This is a genomic window from Streptomyces sp. NPDC058001, assembly GCF_042886315.1.
Lineage (GTDB): Bacteria > Actinomycetota > Actinomycetes > Streptomycetales > Streptomycetaceae > Streptomyces.
On the sequence record NZ_JBHVQT010000004.1, the window covers coordinates 277,107 to 294,476 of the forward strand.

Consider the following 17,370-nt stretch of genomic DNA (forward strand, 5'->3'; position numbering starts at 1 on the left):
AACCGCACAGTCGATCTTTCCGCGTGGCATGATCACGTCTGAACGGGGGCGCTTGGCCAGTGAGTAGTCCGGTAACTGGCCCGCACCTCGGGGGAATTGACATCCATCGCAATGGAGAACGACATATGAAGCTGAAGCTGGCGGCGACCACCATCGCCACCGTCGCCCTGGTGGGTACCGCGCTGACCGGCGGGGTCGCCGTGGCGGCCACGCCCACCGCGGCCCCGGCAGTCGCCGCCGCGCACGACTGCGGCAACGGCATCACCAATGTCACGGCCAAGGAGAGCGTGAAGATCCGTACGACGAAGAAGGTGAACGGCACCGCGGTGGGCCTGTGGCTCAAGGGTGGCCGCGGCGACCTGTGCGACAACGCCAAGGCGACGGTGGGCGAGAAGTACACGCTGTGCGGCAAGACCAGCGACAAGTGGTACTGGGGCGACTCCCGCGGCGTCCAGGGATACGTGCCGGCGGCCTGTATCAACTGGTGACCCCACGGGCCTGAACCACAGGGAGCCCGCCGTTCCGGTGAAGGAGCGGCGGGCTCTCCGTAATGCCGACCTGCGTAGTGCGGACCTGCGTAGTGCGGACCTGCGTAATGCCGACCTGCGTTCCGACCTGCGGGCTGTGGTCCGGCCGCCCGGTGCCGGTGGACGGGGCCTCAGCATCCGGCCTTGTAGACCGCCGACTGACCCGCACCGGACAGGCTGTCCTTGGTGATCATCGTGAAGCCGGTCTTGATGGACGCGGTGGTCGGCTCCCCCTTGATCGCCTTGATGGCCTGCTGCACACCGTCGGTCCCGATCTTGGCGGGCTGCTGCGCGATGAGCGCCTGGACGGTGCCTTCCTCCAGGGCCTTGACCTGGTCGGGCCCGGCGTCGAAGCCGATGATCTTGACCTTGTCCTGCTTGCCCGCCTGCCGGACACCGGTCGCGGTGCCCTCCGCCGAGAAGAGGTTGGAGGCGAAGATCCCGACGATGTCAGGGTTCTTCTGGAGGGCGGCGCTGACGATCGAGGCCGCCTTCGCCGGGTCGTTCTGGGCGTACTGGACACCCAGATAGCTGAACGCGGAGTCCGCCTTGGCCGCGTCGGCGAAGCCCTTGTCGCGGGCGTCGGTGGTGCTGATGCCGGGCTGGTTGCCGATGACGAGGACCTTGCCGCCCTTCGGCGACAGCTTCTTGATGGCGTCGAAGGCGGCCTTGCCACCGCCGACGTTGTCCGACGAGATCGAGGACGCCGCGACGGACGGGTCCTTCACCGTCGTGTCCACCAGAACCACCTTGATGCCCTGCGCCTTGGCCTCCGCGATGGGCTGCTGCATCGAGGACACATCGGTCGGCGCGATGAGGATCGCGTCGGGCTTGGACGCGACGACCGACTGGAGGATCGGGGTCTGGAGCGTCGGGTCGAACTTCTGCGGACCCTGGGTGGTGACGGTCGCGCCCTCGGCCTTCGCCTCGGCCTGCACCCCGCACTGCATGGTGATGTAGAACGCGTCACCGGTGACGCCCTGCACGAAGGCGAGCTTGTAGCCCTTGCCGCCGCCGGAGGAACCGGGTGAGGCGGCGGCGCCGGTCGAGGAGGTCGGCGTACCCGAGCTGCACGCGGCCGTCACCGCGAGTACCAGCGTGGCGGCAGAGGCTCTGGCCAGGAACTTACGGTTCATCGTGGGTGTCCCTTCTGGGTCCGCTCCCTTGGCGGGAGAGGAAAGGAAAGCGCGGGGGTGCGGATTTCCCGCGCTGTGCGGCGGAGCGGCGCCGCTGGTCCACGTAGACGACGGCGATGAGCACCGCGCCGACGACGACCTGCTGCCAGAACGGCTGGACCCCGGTCTGGACGAAGCCGTTCTGGAGAACGATCGGGATGAACAGGCCGATGACGGTGCCGAAGACGGACCCGACGCCGCCGAAGAGGCTGGTACCGCCGATCGCCACACCGGCGATCACGTTGAGGCCGGTGTTGGACTGGCCGCTGATCGTGGTCGACTGGAAGAAGGCGAGGTTGAGGATGCCGGCGAGCCCGGCGAGGAGTCCGGCCAGCGCGTAGACCTTGATGAGGTGCAGGTCGACATCGAGGCCGACGCGGCGCCCCGCCTCGGCGTTGGAGCCCGCAGCGTAGGTGTGCAGACCGAAGCGGGTCCGGTGCAGGACGACGATGCCGCCGACGACCACGACGGCCGCGATGACGGACAGGGTCGGTATCTGCCCCAGCACATTCCCGAACCCGACCTGGCTGACCAGGACTTGGGGGGCGTTGCGCAGATCGAGGCCCTTGGTGATGATCTGGGCGAAACCGAGGGCCGCGCTGAGGCTGCCCAGCGTGACGACCAGGGGTGGGACCTTGGCCTTGGCGATCAGGACGCCGTTCAGGAGCCCCCAGCCCAGGCCGCAGGCGAGGGCGACGGCGACACCCACCAGGGCGGTGCCCCAGCCCTGGCCGCCCATCGCGCCCATCACCTTCGCGGCGACGACCCCGCTGAACACGAGGACGCTGCCGATCGACAGATCGATGCCGCCGGTGATGATGACGAAGGTCATACCGACGCCGAGCACCGCGTAGATCGAGGTGTTCTGCACGATGCCGCGCATGTTGAAGGCGGTCAGGAAGGTGTCGGGCTGGGCGACGCTGAAGATCGCGACGGTGACGGCGAGGAGGACCAGGATCTGGAGCGCCTGGAGGCGCCGGAGCCGCTGGCCGCGGGTCGCTGTGGTGATGACGGTGTTCGACCGGCTCGGCATGGCCACGGTCATGACTCCTCCCGTTCCTGTTGCCGCCCCGGTTCTTCCGGTTCCTGCTGCGGCTCCTGTTGGAAGGCGCCGGTCATCGCGCCGACCAGCTCCTCCATCGTGGTATCGCCGGTCCGGAAGGTCGCGACCCGCCGGCCCCGGCGCATGACCTGGACCCGGTCGGACACCTCCATCACATGGGGCATGGAGTGGCTGATGAACACCACGCCGATACCGCCCGCGCTGACCCGCCGGATGAGGTCCAGGACATGCGCGGTCTGGACGACGCCGAGCGCGGCGGTCGGCTCGTCCAGGAAGATGACCTTGCTGGCCCAGGCCGCCGCGCGGGCCACGGCGATGCCCTGCCGCTGACCGCCCGACATCGACCCGACAGGACCCGCGAGATCGCCGACGGTGGCGCCGAGGTCGTCGAACGCCTTCCGGCTGCGTTCACGCATCGCGGGTACGTCCATGAAGCCGAGGCGTCCCAGGAGGCCGGGGCGCATCACCTCGCGGCCCAGGAACATGTTCTGCACCGGGTCGAGATGGGGGGCGAGCGCGAGGTCCTGGAAGACCGTTTCGATACCGAGGGACTGGGCGACGATGGGGGTGTCGATCTCGACGGGCTCCCCGTTGAACCGGATCTGCCCGCTGTCCGGCGTCTCACTGCCCGACAGGGCCCGTACCAGCGTGCTCTTGCCCGCGCCGTTGTCGCCGATCAGGGCGACCACCTCACCGGCCCTGACCTCGAAGTCGGCACCGGCGAGCGCCTGCACATGCCCGTACCCCTTGCGCAGGCCACGGGCCTCCAGGAGGACCGTCATCGCGCGCTCACCGCCTCGGTCCACGGGCGGGCGCGGCCCGCGACGGCGGTGAGGCAGGTCTCCAGACGGGGCCGGGCGACGCTGTCGAGGAACTCGGCGCGCGCCGGACCGTCCAGGCCCACGGCCTCCTTCCAGATCGAGCGTCCGGCGATGAAGCCGGAGGCGCCGCCCTCCTCGCAGGCGTCCTTGAGCACCCGCTGGAACTCCTCGAAGCCGACCCCGGCGGACAGCACGGCCCACGGCTGGCGGACCACCTCGGCTATCCGACGGCAGCCCCGGGGCGACCCCGGGTACTCCAGCTTGACCAGGTCGGCACCGGTGTCGGCGAGGAGCGCTGCGGCCTCCACGATCAGGTCCTCGCGCTGCTGTGCCGTCAACTCCTCACCGGGCAGCGGGTAGATGAGGTTCTCGATCACCGACGGAATCCCCTGCGCGGCACAGTCGGCGACGACCTCGCGGACCACGTCGAGTACCTCGGCCGCCAGATCGGGGCCGCCCGCCGGACGGCCGGGGCGCAACTGCACGAGGAACTTGACCGCGTCGCCGCCCTGGTCGCGTACCCAGGAGGCGTTGAGCGCCGGGTCACGGTGGGTGCGCGGCTCGCCGTTCAGGGTGCCCCGCTCGGAGGGTTCGGCGGCGACCAGCAGACCGCAGGTGGCGGCCAGCGCGCGGCCCTCGGTGACGGCCGGCACGCCGTACGTCGGGTCGAGGAGGATCCCGCTGGCGAGCGGGGTCAGCGCGGCGGCGACGTCGATCTTCGCGGTGCGCAGGTCCGAGGTCTCGGCGGGGTGGCCGACCGCGGCGAACATGCGCTTGAGGGTGTTGCGCTGGTCCATCGCGACGATGGAGAAGACCCCGTCGGCGTCGGCGATGGAGGCGAGTCCCGTGCGGGCGGCGGTGCCGGTGTCGGTACCGGCGGGGAGGGATTCCGTGGCGTTGCTCATTGCGTTCTGTTCCTTATGGGTCAGTGGTGCGTGTCGGCCGGGAGCCGTGGGGGCGGTGGCCCGGTGGTCTGGGGAGGCGTGGTTCGCCCCGGCGGCGGAACGTCGGTGTCCGCTCGGGGCGGCGGCCCGGATGCGTGCGTGAACAGCGGCGACAACGTCTCGACGCTCGCCCCCTCCAGCGCCGCGCAGGCGGCGAAGAGCGCGGCGCCGAGTGCGCCCGGCTGGTCCTCGGAGCAGAAGGTGAGCCGGGAGACGACGGCGGACTTCGAGGCGCGGACGCTCCGCAGCCGGGTCCAGCCGCCGGCGGCGACGGCCCGCCCGTGCTCGCCGACGACGCTCTCCATGTCGGCGAGCAGCGCGGTGGTGCGCTGGGCGACATGGGCGAGCGCGGCGGCCCAGGCGGCGTCGGGTGAGGCACCGTCGCGCAGCCGCAGGGTGATCTCGTTGTCCTGGATGGCGCCGCCCCGTACGGAGACGGCGCGTGCCGCGTGCGTACGGGCCGTCCAGCGCCGGTCGATCGCGTCGCGCCCCTCGGGGTCGTGCGCGCCGACCAGATGCAGCACCCGGCGCATCAGCAGACCGGACCGCATGCCGCCGATGAGGGCCGAGTGGCCCGGCAGGGCGTGGCGTCCGGCGTCGACGCCCCGGGCGACCAGGGCGGCCCGGTCGCCGTCGCCGAGCCGTCCTGGGGTCGAGCGCAGCAACACCTCGGCCGTACCGCAGGAGTTGAAGAGGTCGGACCGGCCGACCGCGCCCGCGCCGACCGCCGCGACCGGATGGTCATGGCCGGCGACGGTGACGACGGCGCCGACCAGTTCCGGTACGGCGCACTCCGTGACGCGTCCTGCGGCCTCTCCGGCGGGCAGCAGCGGCGGCAGGAAGTCGGCGCCGACGCCGAGTGCGGTCAGCGCGTCCTCCCAGGGCGCGTCGGTCGCCTGGTCGAGCAGGGCGGTACGGGATGCGAGGGACGGTTCGCTGATCTGCTCGCCGCAGAGTGCGTACGCGATGTACTCGGGTACGTTCAGCCAGCGCGAGCCGCGCCGTGGGGCGAGCCCCGCCCCGCTGAGCCAGAGGAGTTTCGGCAGCGTCCACTGGGCGCCGACGGGCAGTCCGGTACGGGCGGGGAGTTCGGCGAGCAGGGCGGGGTCGAGCCGCTTCAGTTCGTCACCGCCGCGGTCGTCGAACCAGGCGATGACGGGCGACGCCTCCAGCCCTTCCGGGCTGAGGACGACACCGCTCTCACCGAGTCCGGCCAGGCCGATGCCGAGGACCCGTACCGGGCGGCCGTCGACGCTCTCGCGTGCGGCGGCCAGGGCGTCGGCGACGGTGGACAGGACGTCGTCGAGGAGGGCGGCGCCCGTGGTCTCCGTACGGCCGTCGTGGGTGATGGTCCAGGTGGTGGGACGGCGGGCGAAGGCGATCCGGCGGCCGTCCGGGGTGGTGATCAGGGCCTTGGTGTCGGTGGTGCCGAGGTCGACCCCGACGACGACGTCACGGGCGACGACGTCACGGGCGGGGCGCGCGACTTCTTGGGAGTGGGTCACGGGGTCAGCTCCCCGCTGCCGCGCGCGACGATCTCCAGGGGCGCGAAGATCCGCTCGGGTGCCAGGTCCTCGCCGCCGAGCCTGCGGAACAGCCGTTCCGCGGCCAACTGCCCTATCAGCCGGGGCGAGTGGTTCACGACGGAGACCGCGGGCGCGAGCGTGTCGGCCATCGCGAAGTCCCCGAACGAGACGAACGCGATGTGCGTGTTGTCCGTACGGTGCATGACGGGCAGCGCGCGCAGTGAGGAACGGGTGTTGGCGCAGAAGATCGCCGTGGGCTGCGGGTCGAGGGCGAGCAGCTGCCCCACGGCGTCGTGGTCGCCGTCCTGCCCGTCCAGTTCCATATGGACGACGTACTCGTCCGGGGCGGTGACCCCGGCCGCCGCCAGGGCGTCCCGGTAACCGGCGAGCCGGTTGCGCACCGTGGCGAGTCCGAGGCGGTCGCCGACGTAGGCGATACGGCGGTGGCCGTGGCTCAGCAGGTGCTCGACCGCCATCCGGGCGCCGGCGCGGTCGTCCACGAGGACGGCGTCGGCCGTCAGCCCGGTGGCCTCGCGGTCGATGAAGACGATCGGGTAGCGGGCGGAACGCAGGGACGCGTGGTCCTCGGTGACCGAGGAGAGGATCAGTCCGGCGATCCTGCGGTGGGCGAGGCCGTCGAGGACGGTGCGTTCGCGTTCGGCGAGCCGGCGGGTGCTGGCCACGATGACGGTGATGTCCCGGTCGAGCGCCATCCGTTCGATCTCGCCGATGACGCTGGCGAAGAACGGGTCGGAGACCTCGTCCACGACGACGCCGATGGTGTCGTCGGTGCCGCTGCGCAGGGAGCGGGCGAGCGGGTCGGGCTGGTAGTCGAGTTCGATGACGGCCTGCTGTACCCGCTCACGGGTCGCCTGGGAGACCCGGGGGTCTCCGTTGACGACGCGTGAGGCGGTCTTGGTGCTGGTCTTCGCGAGTTGAGCGACATCGCTCAGCCTGACCCGGGGGGCCCTCATGATCCGCCTCCTGTAACTGACCGGTCCTGCCCGGCCGTTGCTTCGATACGAGCCAGCAGTGTCTCCACCCGGGCGGGGTCGACGCCGCCGGCCCGGAGGTTCTCGCACGAGGCCGTGGCGGTCGCGGCCCCGCGCAGAACGGCCGAGCGCCAGTCGACGGGTCCGGGGAGTTGCCCTTGGAGGCTGAGGGCGACTCCGGCGAGGAACGAGTCACCGGCGCCGACCGCGCTGACGACGTCGACGGGGACGGTGCGGATCCACTGGACGGCCGCCGAGCCCTGCCGGGCGAGGGCGATCCCGTCGCCGCCGACGGTGACGGCGGCGGCGCGCGCACCTTCCGCGCACAGGGCCCGTGCGGCGTCGGCGGCGCGTTCCGGTATGTCCTCGTCGGCGTCGGCGAGGACGGCGCCGGAGGTTCCGGCGAGCGCGGACTCGGCTTCCTGGAGGTTGGGCGCGACCAGGTCGGGGCCGCTGGCGAGGGCGGCGCGGAGGGCGGCGGGGGCGGTGTCGACCAGGGCGAGGGCGCCGGCGCGGTGGGCCGCTTCGACGAGTTGCCCGTACGCGTCCGGGGGTGCGCCCGGGGGGAGGCTGCCCGAGCAGATCAGCAGGTCCTGGCCCGGCAGATTGCGGTCGATCTCGTCGGCGTAGCGCTGCCAGACCTCGGGGGCGACGGGGCTGCCGGGTTCATTGACGATGGTGACGCGCCCTGGCTCCTGCTCGATCATGACGATCGCCATGCGTACGGGGCCCGGGGCGGACACTTCTCTGAGGTCGGCGCCCTCTTCGGCGAGGAGTCCGACGAGCCGTTCCCTGTCCTCCTGGCCGACGAGTCCGGCCAGCACGGCCTTGCCGCCGAAGGCCCGGACGACGCGGGCGATGTTGACTCCCTTGCCGCCGGCGGTGACCTCGACATGGGCCGCCCGCATGACAGCACCCGGGACGATCCGGGTGAGGAACTGTGTCCTGTCGAGACACAGATTCGGCGTGGCGATCAACATCCTTGGTCCTTCGGGTCGTTGGGCGGAGCGCTGGGGACGGGGTAGGTAATCGATGTCACGGACGGGCGGGGAGTGGGCCGGGACCGGAACGGCGGCGGGTGCGGAGGTAATCGATGTCACGAACTGCGAAGCTCGCCGTTTCCGCAGGTGGGCGGGGCATGGCGAGGGGAGATCGGTTCTGCGTGAGGGTCGATAGGTAATCGATGTCACGCAGCGATTGAGGGAACTATGAGCCGCGCGTCGACGGCCGTCAAGAGTGAACGCGAAATCTCGCTGTCATTTCGTCGGTGTGACGTCGGACCGGGTTGGGTTGCCGGGTTGGGTTAGGGTGCCGCCGTGGAATCAGGCAGAGACGGTGCGGACGGTTTGCCCGTGGTGGTCGTGTGCGGGCCGCCGGCCAGCGGGAAGTCCACCGTCGGGGAGGTGGCCGCGCGGGCCCTGGGTGCCGTACTGCTCGATCAGGATGTGGTGACCGGCCCGCTGACGGCCGTGGTCGCCGAGCTGCTCGGCACCGACGACCTTGACAGTCCGGCACTCGGCGGCGCGACGAGGGCCGCCCGGTACGAGACGCTGCACGCCGCCGCCGAGCACAATCTCCGGGTCGGCCGACCGGTGGTGCTGGTTGCCCCGTACACGACCGAGCGGCGCGATCCCCTCGCGTGGGACCGGCTGGCGGCCCGGCTGAGGGAAGCGGGCGGCGCCCCGCTCATGGTCTGGCTCCGCCTGCGCCCGGAGGAACTGCTGACCCGCCTACGGGACCGGTCGGCCGCCCGGGACCGCGAAAAACTCGCCGAAGGCGACAGCTACCTGTCCCGAGTAGACCTGACCCCACCAGCAGCCCCCCATTTGGCAGTTGACGCCACGTCACCTCCGGAGGCCCAGTCCGCAAAAATCCTGAAGGCCCTCGTCGACTGACAACAACCCGCCGGTGTTGGGAAGTCGGTGAAGGAGTTGGCGCCAGGCAGCCGGTACCGGTTCCGGAGCGCCCCAAAGGGGCGCGGGGCCGTGACATGTGCGGCTCCGCCGCGTGGGCGCGACCAGCCACGACGGCGCCGCAGTCAATCGACTTCGTATCGCGGCACTTCCAGCGGAGCGTCATGTCAGCCCGGCCAGACCACCGACTGGATTTCGCTGTACGCGTGCAGGGCGTAGGAGCCCACGTCGCGTCCCACACCGCTCTTCTTGAAGCCGCCGAACGGTGCCTCCATGTTGCGGCCGACCGTGTTGACGCCGACCCCGCCGGCCCGCAGTCGGCGGGCGACGCGGAAGGCGCGGGCGACATCGCCGGACCAGACGTAGTCGATGAGGCCGTAGTCGGAGTCGTTGGCCAGGGCGATGGCCTCCTCCTCGTCCGTGAAGGGGACGACGACCACGACCGGGCCGAAGATCTCCTCGCGGACCACCCGCATGTCGGCCGTGCAGTCCGCCAGCAGGGTCGGGGCGACATAGGAGCCCCGGCCCCCCGCCACGTCGGGGCGTTCGCCGCCGGTGACCAGGCGGGCGCCCTCCTTGCGGCCGAGGTCGACGTACGACTCGACCCGGTCCCGGTGGGCCGCCGAGATCACCGGGCCCACCACAGTGCCGGGGTCGCGGGGGTCGCCGACCGGCAGGGCCCGCGCGTAGGCGGCGAGTGCGGCCACCAGCCGGTCGTGGAGGCCGCGTTGGACGAGGACCCGGGTCGGCGCGGTGCAGATCTGGCCGCTGTAGAAGGAGAAGGTGGTGCCGATGCCCGCGACCGCCGCGTCGAGGTCCGCGTCGTCGAAGACGAGGGCCGCGCCCTTGCCGCCCAACTCCATGAGCTGGCGTTTCATGTCCCGGCCGCAGACCTCGGCGATCCGCTGACCGACCACCGTCGAACCGGTGAAGCTGACCATGTCGACGTCCCGGGATTCGACGGCCGCCTCGCCGACCGCGATCTCACGGCCCGAGACGACGTTGACGACACCCGGCGGCGCCCCGGCCTCCGCGAGCACGGCGGCCATCCGGTACACCGACAGCGGGTCCTGCGGCGCGGGTTTCACGACGACCGTGTTCCCCATGGCCAGGGCGGGCGCGACCTTGCCCGCCGGATTCGCCCAGGGGTTGTTGTACGAGGTGATGCAGCTCACCACACCGACCGGCTGCCGGATGGCCACGGCACCGAGCACGCCCGCCTTGCCCATCGGTCCCGCCTCGTTGATCTGCGGCGGCAGCGGCGTCTCGACCGGTTCCAAGGCGCCGCGCGCGTACCGTCGAAAACGAGCCACCGCCACACCCACCTGCATCCCCCGCGCGGTACCGACCGTGGCCCCGCTCTCCGCGCTCGCGAGATCCGCGTACGGGACGAGTGCGGCGCGCATCAGGTCGGCCGCCCGGTCCAGGATCGCCGCCCGTTCCTCCGGTCGGGTACGGGACCATCCGTCAAAGGCGTCCCGTGCCGCCGCCGTGGCCTCGTACACCTGCTCGCGGCTCGCTTCGGGGGCGAGGCCGACGACGTCCTCGGTCGCCGGGTCGGTCACCTCGTAGTGACCGGAGGCCGGCTCGGTCCACTCGCCGCCGATGAACAGCCGTCCCTCCGGGAGGACTTCGCGGGTCACCGGGTACTCACCGTCCGGGTGTCGCGGCCCGAGCGCAGGACGGTGCCGGGGGTCGCGCCGGAGACGCGGTCGTCGCGGATGGCCTCGACGCCGTTGACCCAGACGGCGGTGATCCCGATCGCCTTGGCGTCGAGACGGGGGCTGTCGCCGGGCAGATCGTGGACGAGCGTCGCCTTGCCGGCGTCGATACGGGCGGGGTCGAAGAGGACGAGGTCGGCGTGGAAACCCTCGGCGATCCGGCCGCGTTCGCGGAGCCCGAAGAGGCGCGCCGGATCGTCCGTGAGCATCTTCACCGCCTGTTCGAGACCCACCAGTTTTCGGCCACGTAGACAGTCCCCGAGGAACCGTGTCGTGTACGGGGCGCCGCACATGCGGTCCAGATGGGCGCCCGCGTCGGACCCGCCGAGCAGGACGTCCTCGTGGGCCCAGGTCTCCTGGCGCAGCGCCCAGGAGTCGGGGTCGTTGTCGGTGGGCATCGGCCACAGGACCGTGCGGAGTTCGTCCTGCGCGCAGATCTCGACCAGGCAGTGGAAGGGGTCCAGGCCGCGTTCGGCGGCGATGTCCTTCACGACCCGGCCGGTGAGGCCCTCGTTGGCGGCGCTGTAGGTGTCGCCGATGACGTATCGGCCGAAGTCGGCGAGGCGGCGGAAGACGCCCGCCTCCTTGCTGTCGGCGCGTCGCAGCATCTCGGCGCGGACCTCGGCGTCCCGGAGCTTCGCGATGCGTGCGGGCACCGGCAGGCCGAGGATGTCGCCCCAGCCGGGGATGAGGTTGAGGGCGCAGAAGGTGCCCAGGGACATGTTCATGGGGGTGAGGATCGGCATGGTCAGGGCGACGATCCGGCCACCGGCCGCGCGGGCCCGCTCGCTGGGCACCAGTTGGCGCGGTACGCGTTCGGGGACGGACGCGTCGATGGTGAGGACGTTCCAGTTGAGGGGGCGTCCGGCCGCCGCGCTCATGTTGACGAACAGGTCGATCTCGTCGTCGTCGAACTGGTCGAGGCAGCCCGCGACGATCGCCTCCAGCTGGGTGCCCTCGTGCTCGCCGACCGCGCGGGACAGGGCGAGGAGTTCGGCGGGCCGGGCGTGCCGGGACGCGACCGGTTCGCCGTCGCCGTCCGAGTGCGTGGACGACTGCGTGGTGGAAAGTCCCCAGGCACCGGAGTCCATGGCGTCGTGGAACAGCCTCACCATGGCGTCGAGTTGAGCGGGACTCGGCTGTCCGCCGACCGCGTCGGCGCCCATGACGTGCCGCCGTAGCGCGCAGTGCCCCACCATGAAACCGGCGTTGACCGCGATCCGGCCCTCCAGGGCGTCCAGGTACTCGCCGAAGGTGTGCCAGCTCCAGGGCGCGCCCTCTTCGAGCGCGACCAGTGACATGCCCTCGACCTTGGACATCATCCGCCGCGTGTACTCGGCGTCCTCGGGCCGGTCGGGGTGGAGCGGCGCGAGCGTGAAGCCGCAGTTGCCGCCCGCGACGGTGGTGACCCCGTGGTTGAGGGACGGGGTGGCGTACGGGTCCCAGAAGAGCTGGGCGTCGTAGTGGGTGTGCGGGTCTACGAAGCCGGGGGCGAGGACGAGCCCGGCGGCGTCCTCACTCGTCCTCGCCTCCTCGGTAACGGTGCCGGAGCCGCTGCCGGAACCGGAACCGGTGCCGCTGCCGCTGCTGCCGGGCGCGGAGATCACCGCGATCCGGCCGTCCCGGATACCGACATCGGCGGTGTACGAGGGCGTGCCCGTGCCGTCCACGACGGTCACGCCCCTGATCAGGTGGTCGAGCATGGCGGCGCCCTCCGTTCTCAGTTGCCCGCGCCCTGGCGGAACCGTGTCGTGCGGTGCACCGGATCCGTGTCGATCTTCGGGATGACGTGCTCCCCGATGAGACGTATCGACTGGAGGGTGTCCTCGCGGGATATCCCGATCGGCATACCGAAGCTGAGCTGATCGGCGCCCGCCGCCTCCCAGCGCTTGCACTGCTGCGTCACCTCGTCCGGGTCGCCGCAGATCAACAGCTCCTCGGCGATGAGGAGTTCGATGATCTCCTCGGTGAACTCGGGCAGCGTCTCGGGCCAGACGGGGAAGCCCTCGGGGCGCGGGAAGGTGTCGTGGTAGCGGAAGACGAGGGACTGGAGGTAGTGCAGCCCACCGCCCGCCGCGATCCGGACGGCCTCCGCGTGCGTGGGCGCGCAGACGGCGGTCGAGGTGACCATGACGTTGTCGTTGACGTAGTCCCCGATGGGTTCGGCCTGGCCGATGTTCCCCTTGTACTGGTCGAGGACCCACTGCATGTCGGAGACCTTCTGCACACTGAAGCCGAGGACCCCGAGCCCTTTGCGGGCGGCCATGGCGTACGAGGGCGGGGAGCCGGCCGCGTACCACATGGCGGGGTGGGACTTGCCGTACGGCTTGGGGAAGATCTTGCGGGGCGGCAGCGACCAGTGCTTGCCCTGGAACCCGACGTACTCCTCCTGGAGCCACATCTTCGGGAACTCGGCGATGGTCTCTTCCCAGATCTCCTTGGTGTAGTTCATGTCGGTGACGCCCGGGATGAAGCCGAGGATCTCGTGGCTTCCGGCGCCGCGTCCGGAGCCGAACTCATGGCGCCCCTCGCTGAGATGGTCGAGCATGGCGACCTTCTCGGCGACCTTCACGGGGTGGTTGACCTGGGCGAGCGGGTTGAAGATGCCGGAGCCGAGGTGGATGCGGTCGGTGGCGTGCGCGAGATAGCCGAGGAAGACGTCGTTGGCGGAGAGGTGCGAGTACTCCTCCAGGAAGTGGTGCTCGGACGCCCAGGCGTACTTGAAGCCGGACTTGTCCGCCTGGATGACGTACTCGGTCTCCTCCATCAGCGCCTTGTGCTCGGCCAAGGGGTCGGTCTCGGCCCGCTTGCCCACGTATCCCTGTACAAAGAGCCCGAATTCCAAGGAGGTTCACCGTCCCTGTGAGGTGTTCCGACAGGAGTATCAGAATCCGACGAGTATCTGACGTACCGTCAGATCTGTTGCTGTGACTGTTCCATCGCCCGCGTGGACCGTCAATAGCTGACGGCACGTCAGCAACTCCCTCAGAGAACGCTGACCCCGGCCAGCCAGCCCCCGTCGATCACGAACGGCTGCCCGGTGATGTACGCGGAGTCCTCCTCGGCGGTCAGGAAGAGCACGAGCCGCGCCACCTCCTCCGGTTTGCCGACCCGCCCCAGCGGTACGAGCTTGCGGTAGAGCCCGTCCATGGCCGCCGCGCTCGCCTCCGGATCGGCGTCCGGGTCGAGCTGCGACGGATTGCTCATCGCGGTGTCGATCGCGCCGGGGCACACGGCGTTGACGCGGATGTTCAGCGCCGCCAGTTCCAGCGCGGCGACCCGGGTCAGCCCGACGATGGCGTGCTTGGTCGCCGCGTACGCACCCACGTACGCCATGCCCGTGAGGCCCGTGTAGGACGCGGTGTTGACGATGGTGCCGCCCCCGGCCGCCCCGATCTCCGGGGCGACCGTCTTGATCCCGAGAAACGCCCCGACCTGGTTGACCCGCACGATCTGCTCGAACTCTTCCAACGGCGTGCTGACGAGTTCGTTGAAGCGGAGGATGCCGGCGTTGTTGACGAGCCCGTCCACCTTCCCGTACGTGCGCCGGGCGGCGGCGACGGCGGCCTGCCAGTCGTCCTCGCTCCTCACGTCGAGATGCACATAGTGCGCGCCGATCTCCTTGGCGAGCGCCTCGCCCTGTTCGTCCAGGACATCGCCGATGACGACCTCGGCGCCCTCGGCGACGAACAGCCGTGCCTCCTGCTCACCCTGCCCGCGCGCCCCACCGGTGACGATGACGACACGCCCGTCGAGCTTGCCCATGGCTTCCTCCCTGCTCTCCCCGCGCCCTAGGCGAGTTGCGGGGCGACGTCGGCCGCGAACGCCGCCATCTGGTCGGTGAGTTCGGCGCGGCTCCGGGAGCGGAACCGGACCTGGAGCTGGTGGACACCCATCGCGCCGTACGCGCGCAGCGACTCGGCGAGGGCGTCCGGGTGGCCGGTGAGGGTGCGGCGCCCGACGTGCCAGCCGGGCTCGCCGATGTACAGCGGTTCGGTGAGGGCGCCGAAGGTGAAGGGGCCGGTGAGTCCGGCCTCCGTACGCAGCGCCCTGATCCGGGCCAGCCGCGCGGGCATCTCCTCGCGCGGATCGCCCTGCGGCAGCCAACCGTCACCCTTGAGTGCGGCGCGGCGTACGGCGGCGGGCGAGGAGCCGCCGACCCAGACGGGGACCCGGGTCTGGGCGGGCCGGGGGCGCTGCCCGAGACCGGCGAAGGCGAAGCGCTCGCCCTTGAACTCGGGGTACTCCTCGGGCCCGAGCGCGGCCTTCAGCGCGTCGATGGTCTCGTCCAGGAGGGGCCCGCGCCGCGCGAAGTCGACCCCGAGCGCCTCGAACTCCTCCGGCACATGACCCGCGCCGACGCCGAGGATCAGCCGGCCGCCGGAGAGATGGTCGAGGGTCGCGTACTGCTTGGCCGTGACCAGGGGGTGACGCAGGCCGACCACGGCGACATGGCTGAGGAGCAGCACCCGCTCGGTGACACCGGCCAGGAAGGAGAGGGTGGCGACGGGGTCGTACCAGACGGTCGACATGGCGTCGGCGAGGCGGCGCGGGATGGCGACGTGGTCGCAGCTCGCGAGGTAGTGGAAGCCGGTGCGGTCGGCGACGCGGGCGATCTCGACCAGGTCGTCGACGGTGGCGTCGGCCTCCCACGGTTCGGTGTAGAGGGTGCTCTGGGACTGGACCGGGAGTTGCATGCCGTAGGCCGGGGGGCCGGTGGGGGTCTCGGGGCCTTCGGGGATCTCGGGTCCTTCGGGGGATATCGGGGTGGGCACGAGTACGCGCCTCCTCGTCGGAGCTGGATCTGACGTTTCGTCACGTGCGGGTGCGGGGTCCCATCGTGATACCTGACGGTGCATCAGACAAGGGGTACGGGGAGAGCGCGGGGCGTGGCCCACGGACCGTCAGGTCCCTGTGCCTGTAGGCCGGACGGGGTCTTCTGCTGACCCGGACGGGTCGCGGCCTGCCCCGGACGGTCCCACCTGGTGGCTCGTTCCCGGGACCTGCCGTGTAGTGGGCGGGTGCGGCCAGGGAACGGGCCGTCACAAGCAACGAACAGCGAACAGCGAAACAGTGGACAACCGGACCAGGAGTCCCGAAATGAGTCAGACAGCCACGGGAAACAACGGAGCGCGGGGGCGCGACGGCGCGAGGGTGGCCGGGGTGGTGGCCGCCGCCGCGGTGGTGGCCGTGTTGGTGGGCGGCTGCTCCAGCGGCGGCAGCTCGTCGTCGCCCGCGAAATCGGCGAGCCCGAGCGCGAGCGCGACCGGTACGGCGTCCGCCTCGCCGTCCGCGGCACCGAGTGCCGCGGGCGGCGAGTCCGAGGTGACGACCACGACCGGGGCGCTCGGGACGTACCTGGTCGACGGCATGGGCCGCACCCTCTACCTCTTCGAGGCGGACAAGTCGTCGAAGTCGTCGTGCTACGGGAACTGCGCCAAGGCGTGGCCTCCGGTGACCGCGGGCCCGGACGGGCCGAGCGCGGGCAACGGCGTCAAGAGCGACCTCCTCGGTACGTCCGACCGCGACGACGGCACCTCGCAGATCACGTACAACGGCCACCCGCTGTACCGCTTCTCCGGGGACCTGAAGGCGGGGACGACGGCGGGCGAGGGATCGACCGCGTTCGGCGCCACCTGGTACGTGCTCGACGCGTCCGGCAACAAGATCGAGAGCAGTCCCAGCTCAAGCCCGAGCGGGAGCACGACGGGTACGGGCGGCTACTGATGTCGGGCCTCCCCCGGCGCCGGGTCGCCCGCTCCCGTATCGGCGGACCGCTCGCGGCGGTCTGCCTGCTGGCGCTGACGGCGTGTTCGAACGGCGGCGGGGGCGGCTCGTCCACGCCGTCGGGGTCGGTCTCGGGGTCGGCATCGGCGTCGGGGACCGGGCAGGCGGCGGTGATCGTCATCAAGAACTTCGCGTTCGAACCGTCGACTCTCACGGTCGCTCCGGGCACGAAGGTCACCATCAGGAACGAGGACTCGGTGACCCACACCCTGACGGCGAGCGGAGGCGGGAAGCCGTTCGACACGGGGGACATCGCGGCCGGCGCGTCGGGCACCTTCGCGGCTCCGTCGGGGGCGGGCAGCTACCCGTACATCTGCACCATCCACCCCTTCATGAAGGGGACGCTCACCGTTTCCTGAGGGGGATGCCCACCGTCCGCTGACCGGGCCCCCGGGCCGGAGGAACCATGTCGCCACCCGCCGCACCCGCCGCACGCTCGCACCGCAGGCCGCGCCACGTCCGTCCCGTCCATGCCGTCACCCGGATCGTGGCGGCGGCGGCCCTGGCGGTGGACGCGTACTACCACGCGCATCTGGCCCCTCAGTACGACGGCGTCAGCGCCTCGATCAGCCAGGGCGACCTGTTCCGTATCGAGGCGGCACTCGCGGCCCTCGCGGCGCTCCTTGTGCTGGTCTGGCGCCGGCTGCCGGCCGACGTGTACGCGTGGCTGGTGGCGGCGGGCGGCCTGGCCCTGCTGCTGATCTACCGCTACATGGACGTGGGCAAGCTGGGCCCGATCCCGAACATGTACGAGCCGTCCTGGTACACCGAGAAGTGGATCACGGCGGTGGCGCAGGCGGTGGCGGTGGTGGCGATGACGGCGCTGATCCTCGCGCGGGTGTGGGCACGCGCACGCAGATCGCGAACGACGTTCGAGGACGAGCCCCGGGTCCTCTAGCCT

The 17,370-nt window shown here is 71.1% G+C and carries 19 protein-coding genes; 6 read left to right on the forward strand and 13 right to left on the reverse strand.

The genetic code is table 11. The features are described 5' to 3' along the window. Window positions 1-125: 125 nt before the first annotated feature. Entirely contained in the window at window positions 126-488 is a 363-nt protein-coding gene (locus ACFVT5_RS10980; protein WP_389884252.1) for a hypothetical protein, read from the forward strand. Window positions 489-525: 37 nt separating this feature from the next. Next, window positions 526-717, forward strand: coding sequence for a pentapeptide repeat-containing protein (locus ACFVT5_RS10985; RefSeq protein ID WP_389884253.1), 192 nt, complete (start codon window positions 526-528; stop codon window positions 715-717). On the opposite strand, the gene ACFVT5_RS10990 is transcribed toward ACFVT5_RS10985, so the two are convergent. The 7 genes from ACFVT5_RS10990 to ACFVT5_RS11020 are packed head-to-tail and all read right to left on the reverse strand — an operon-like array spanning window position 659 to window position 8,028. Beyond that, entirely contained in the window at window positions 659-1,663 is a 1,005-nt protein-coding gene (locus ACFVT5_RS10990) for an ABC transporter substrate-binding protein (RefSeq protein WP_389884256.1), read from the reverse strand. The genes ACFVT5_RS10985 and ACFVT5_RS10990 overlap by 59 nt on opposite strands. Beyond that, on the reverse strand, window positions 1,653-2,747 hold the full coding sequence (locus ACFVT5_RS10995; protein WP_389884259.1) for an ABC transporter permease: 1,095 nt from the start codon (window positions 2,745-2,747) through the stop codon (window positions 1,653-1,655). The genes ACFVT5_RS10990 and ACFVT5_RS10995 overlap by 11 nt, the downstream gene beginning before the upstream one ends. Further along, window positions 2,744-3,547 carry an ATP-binding cassette domain-containing protein gene (locus ACFVT5_RS11000; RefSeq protein WP_389884262.1) on the reverse strand — a complete coding sequence of 268 codons (804 nt, stop codon included), beginning with the start codon at window positions 3,545-3,547 and terminating at the stop codon, window positions 2,744-2,746. Before ACFVT5_RS11000 ends, ACFVT5_RS10995 begins: the two co-directional genes overlap by 4 nt. Further along, window positions 3,544-4,491: a hypothetical protein gene (locus ACFVT5_RS11005; protein ID WP_389884265.1), complete on the reverse strand. Its 948-nt coding sequence runs from the start codon at window positions 4,489-4,491 to the stop codon at window positions 3,544-3,546. Before ACFVT5_RS11005 ends, ACFVT5_RS11000 begins: the two co-directional genes overlap by 4 nt. A 20-nt stretch (window positions 4,492-4,511) precedes the next feature. Then, on the reverse strand, window positions 4,512-6,035 hold the full coding sequence (locus ACFVT5_RS11010) for an FGGY family carbohydrate kinase (protein ID WP_389884268.1): 1,524 nt from the start codon (window positions 6,033-6,035) through the stop codon (window positions 4,512-4,514). Then, entirely contained in the window at window positions 6,032-7,030 is a 999-nt protein-coding gene (locus ACFVT5_RS11015) for a LacI family DNA-binding transcriptional regulator (RefSeq protein ID WP_389884271.1), read from the reverse strand. The genes ACFVT5_RS11010 and ACFVT5_RS11015 overlap by 4 nt, the downstream gene beginning before the upstream one ends. Then, window positions 7,027-8,028 carry a 1-phosphofructokinase family hexose kinase gene (locus ACFVT5_RS11020; protein ID WP_389884274.1) on the reverse strand — a complete coding sequence of 334 codons (1,002 nt, stop codon included), beginning with the start codon at window positions 8,026-8,028 and terminating at the stop codon, window positions 7,027-7,029. Before ACFVT5_RS11020 ends, ACFVT5_RS11015 begins: the two co-directional genes overlap by 4 nt. Before the next feature lie 336 nt (window positions 8,029-8,364). Between ACFVT5_RS11020 and ACFVT5_RS11025 the strand changes: the two genes are divergently transcribed. Next, the gene (locus tag ACFVT5_RS11025) at window positions 8,365-8,943 is read left to right on the forward strand and encodes an AAA family ATPase (RefSeq protein ID WP_389884278.1); all 579 of its coding nucleotides are present in this window, start codon (window positions 8,365-8,367) and stop codon (window positions 8,941-8,943) included. A gap of 185 nt (window positions 8,944-9,128) precedes the next feature. Here the strand turns inward: ACFVT5_RS11025 and ACFVT5_RS11030 are convergent, their stop codons facing one another. The 6 genes from ACFVT5_RS11030 to ACFVT5_RS11055 all read right to left on the reverse strand — a co-directional run bounded on the left by ACFVT5_RS11030 (window position 9,129) and on the right by ACFVT5_RS11055 (window position 16,018). Continuing rightward, window positions 9,129-10,604, reverse strand: coding sequence for an aldehyde dehydrogenase family protein (locus ACFVT5_RS11030; protein WP_389884281.1), 1,476 nt, complete (start codon window positions 10,602-10,604; stop codon window positions 9,129-9,131). After that, window positions 10,601-12,385 (reverse strand): amidohydrolase family protein, encoded by a 1,785-nt coding sequence (locus ACFVT5_RS11035; RefSeq protein WP_389884284.1) that lies wholly within the window; start codon window positions 12,383-12,385, stop codon window positions 10,601-10,603. The genes ACFVT5_RS11030 and ACFVT5_RS11035 overlap by 4 nt, the downstream gene beginning before the upstream one ends. Before the next feature lie 17 nt (window positions 12,386-12,402). Next, entirely contained in the window at window positions 12,403-13,527 is a 1,125-nt protein-coding gene (locus ACFVT5_RS11040; RefSeq protein WP_389884286.1) for an LLM class flavin-dependent oxidoreductase, read from the reverse strand. Between the two features lie 140 nt (window positions 13,528-13,667). Further along, window positions 13,668-14,447, reverse strand: coding sequence for an SDR family NAD(P)-dependent oxidoreductase (locus ACFVT5_RS11045; RefSeq protein ID WP_389884289.1), 780 nt, complete (start codon window positions 14,445-14,447; stop codon window positions 13,668-13,670). Between the two features lie 26 nt (window positions 14,448-14,473). Further along, window positions 14,474-15,379 (reverse strand): LLM class F420-dependent oxidoreductase, encoded by a 906-nt coding sequence (locus tag ACFVT5_RS11050; RefSeq protein WP_389885248.1) that lies wholly within the window; start codon window positions 15,377-15,379, stop codon window positions 14,474-14,476. Between the two features lie 408 nt (window positions 15,380-15,787). Continuing rightward, window positions 15,788-16,018 carry a hypothetical protein gene (locus ACFVT5_RS11055; RefSeq protein WP_389884292.1) on the reverse strand — a complete coding sequence of 77 codons (231 nt, stop codon included), beginning with the start codon at window positions 16,016-16,018 and terminating at the stop codon, window positions 15,788-15,790. On the opposite strand from ACFVT5_RS11055, the gene ACFVT5_RS11060 reads away from it, so the two are divergent. From ACFVT5_RS11060 to ACFVT5_RS11070, 3 genes are read left to right on the forward strand one after another with little or no spacing between them, the layout of a single operon-like run. Continuing rightward, complete coding sequence (locus ACFVT5_RS11060) at window positions 16,008-16,409, forward strand: hypothetical protein (RefSeq protein WP_389884294.1); 402 nt, start codon at window positions 16,008-16,010, stop codon at window positions 16,407-16,409. The two genes, ACFVT5_RS11055 and ACFVT5_RS11060, sit on opposite strands and share 11 nt — an antisense overlap. Then, window positions 16,409-16,828, forward strand: coding sequence for a cupredoxin family copper-binding protein (locus ACFVT5_RS11065; RefSeq protein ID WP_389884297.1), 420 nt, complete (start codon window positions 16,409-16,411; stop codon window positions 16,826-16,828). Before ACFVT5_RS11060 ends, ACFVT5_RS11065 begins: the two co-directional genes overlap by 1 nt. Window positions 16,829-16,875: 47 nt before the next feature. After that, window positions 16,876-17,367: a hypothetical protein gene (locus ACFVT5_RS11070; protein ID WP_389884300.1), complete on the forward strand. Its 492-nt coding sequence runs from the start codon at window positions 16,876-16,878 to the stop codon at window positions 17,365-17,367. Window positions 17,368-17,370: the final 3 nt, after the last annotated feature.